Below are 2,475 nucleotides of genomic sequence, written 5' to 3'. Positions count from 1 at the left end.
TCTACCAAGCTCAAAGTAACATCCGCAGGATTCACTATCGCTCCATTCAAAGTATCATTGATCAAGACACTTGCTGTAGTGCCTCCTATTCTGCCATTGATGGAATCAAAGTCATCTGGATTCGCAACTATCGGAGCTGCTTCCACAGTAACTGTTGCAATAGCCGTTGAACAGTTGCTTGGGTTAAGATTCTCACAAATCCTGTATTCTAGCTCATAAGTGCCTGCTGGGGTGTTTGGTAAAACTGATATTGTACCATTTGCATTGAGTGTCAATTCAGAATCTCCATCTACCAAGCTCAAAGTAACATCAGTTGGATTCACTATCGCTCCATTCAAAGTGTCATTGATCAAAACGCTCGCTGTAGTGCCTCCTATTCTGCCATTGATAGAATCAAAGTTGTCAGGGTTCGCAACTATCGGTGCTGCTTCCACAGTAACTGTTGCAATAGCCGTTGAACAGTTGCTTGGGTTAAGATTCTCACAAATCCTGTATTCTAGCTCATAAGTACCTGCTGGAGTGTTTGGTGCTATTCCAATTGTTCCATCAGAGTTCAACGTCAATTCAGAATCTCCATCTACCAAGCTCAAAGTAACATCAGTTGGATTCACTTGAATACCATTCAAAGTGTCGTTGATCAAGACACTTGCTGTAGTGCCTCCTATTCTACCATTGATAGAATCAAAGTCATCTGGATTCGCAAGTATCGGTGCTGCTTCCACAGTAACTGTTGCAATAGCTGTTGAACAGTTGCCCGAATTAAGATTCTCACAAATCCTGTATTCTAGCTCATAAGTACCTGATGGGGTGTTTGGTGCAATGGTTATTGTACCATTTGCATTGAGTGTCAATTCTGAATCTCCATCTACCAAGCTCAAAGTAACATCAGCTGGATTCACTGGAGTACCATTCAAGGTATCGTTGATCAAGACACTTGCTGTAGTGCCTCCTGTTCTACCATTGATGGAATCAAAGTCATCTGGATTCGCAACTATCGGTGCTGCTTCCACAGTAACTGTTGCAATAGCTGTTGAACAGTTGCTAGGGTTAAGATTTTCGCAGATGCTGTATTCTAGCTCATAAGTACCTGCTGGGGTGTTTGCTGCAATGGATATTGTACCATTTGCGTTCAACGTCAATGGAGATGATGGGTCAGGATCCACCTGAGTCAAAGTAACATCAGTTGGATTCACTATCGCTCCATTCAAGGTATCGTTGATCAAGACACTTGCTGTAGTACCTCCTATTCTGCCATTGATGGAATCAAAGTCATCTGGATTCGCAACTATCGGAGCAGCTTCCACAGTAACTGTTGCAATAGCCGTTGAACAGTTACCCGAATTAAGATTCTCACAAATCCTGTATTCTAGCTCATAAGTACCTGATGGGGTGTTTGGTGCAATGGTTATTGTTCCATTTGCACTGAGCGTCAATTCTGAATCTCCATCTACCAAGCTCAAAGTAACATCAGTCGGATTCACTGGAGTACCATTCAAGGTATCGTTGATCAAGACACTTGCTGTGGTGCCTCCTGTTCTGCCATTGATGGAATCAAAGTCATCTGGATTCGCAACTATCGGTGCTGCTTCCACAGTAACTGTTGCAATGGCCGTTGAACAGTTGCTAGGGTTAAGATTTTCGCAAATCCTGTATTCTAGCTCATAAGTACCTGCTGGGGTGTTTGGTGCAATGGTTATTGTACCATTTGCGTTCAACGTCAATGGAGATGATGGGTCAGGATCCACCTGAGTCAAAGTAACATCAGTTGGATTCACTATCGCTCCATTCAAGGTATCGTTGATCAAGACACTTGCTGTAGTACCTCCTATTCTGCCATTGATGGAATCAAAGTCATCTGGATTCGCAAGTATCGGTGCTGCTTCCACAGTAACTGTTGCAATAGCCGTTGAACAGTTACCTGCATTAAGATTCTCACAAATCCTGTATTCTAGCTCGTAAGTGCCTGCTGGGGTGTTTGGTGCAATGGTTATTGTACCATTTGCATTTAGGGTCAATTCAGAATCTCCATCTACCAAGCTCAAAGTAACATCTGCTGGATTCACTGGAGTACCATTCAAGGTATCGTTGATCAAGACACTTGCTGTAGTGCCTCCTGTTCTACCATTGATGGAATCAAAGTCATCTGGATTCGCAACTATCGGAGCAGCTTCCACAGTAACTGTTGCAATAGCCGTTGAACAGTTGCTTGGGTTAAGTATCTCACAAATCCTGTATTCTAGCTCATAAGTACCTGCTGGGGTATTTGCTGCAATGGTTATTGTTCCATTTGCATTGAGCGTCAATGGAGATGATGGGTCAGGATCCACCTGAGTCAAAGTCACATCGGTTGGATTCACTATCGCTCCATTCAAAGTGTCATTGATCAAGACACTTGCTGTAGTGCCTCCTGTTCTACCATTGATGGAATCAAAGTCATCTGGATTCGCAAGTATCGGTGCTGCTTCCACAGTAACT

1 protein-coding gene is annotated in these 2,475 nt (G+C 43.2%); it reads right to left on the bottom strand.

Annotated elements, in window-relative coordinates; genetic code table 11:
- Positions 1–2,475, bottom strand: a 2,475-nt coding sequence (locus tag MM214_RS18825) for a hypothetical protein (RefSeq protein ID WP_241297726.1), incomplete at both ends; no start/stop codon positions are given.

The sequence above is a fragment of the Belliella kenyensis genome (assembly GCF_022549675.1).
GTDB classification, from domain to species: Bacteria; Bacteroidota; Bacteroidia; order Cytophagales; family Cyclobacteriaceae; genus Belliella; species Belliella kenyensis.
The sequence above is the reverse complement of the archived record's forward strand: the minus strand, read 5'-3'. Positions and strand labels throughout refer to the sequence as shown.